Raw genomic sequence first — 406 nt, forward strand, 5'->3', positions numbered from 1 at the left:
GCCCGTCCCCGCGCGGGCGGGCGCCGGCGGTCAGGGTTGGGCCACGGCTCCCGCCCAGGCTTGGGCGAACGCCCCGGCGGCCCGACCGGCCCCCACGTCCTCGCCGCGCGTCCACGCCCCTGCCGACGACTGGACCGACCTGCCCACCGCCCCCTGGGAGACCGTCTCGACCAGGGACGCCGTGCCCACCCGCCAGGGCACCGGCCAGCAGGGCACGGGCCAGCAGGCCACGAGCCAGCAGGCCACGAGCCAGCAGGGCACGGCCCCGCGGGCCGCGGACCTCGAGAGCCGCGCCCGGTCCCGCAGTGAGGCCCGCAGTGAGGCCCGCAGTGAGGCCCGCAGCGAGTCCCGGCCCTCCACCCGAGCCCAGACGCGGGCCCAGAGCCGGTCGCAGGCCGCGTCGGGC

At 80.5% G+C, this 406-nt stretch carries 1 protein-coding gene; it reads left to right on the forward strand.

Annotation, left to right across the window (positions count from 1 at the left end; genetic code table 11):
• Positions 1-181: 181 nt before the first annotated feature.
• The coding region (locus tag N865_RS23375; protein ID WP_211244951.1) for a hypothetical protein at positions 182-406 on the forward strand (225 nt) is incomplete at its 3' end.

It is taken from the genome of Intrasporangium oryzae NRRL B-24470, from assembly GCF_000576595.1.
GTDB lineage: Bacteria > Actinomycetota > Actinomycetes > Actinomycetales > Dermatophilaceae > Intrasporangium_C > Intrasporangium_C oryzae.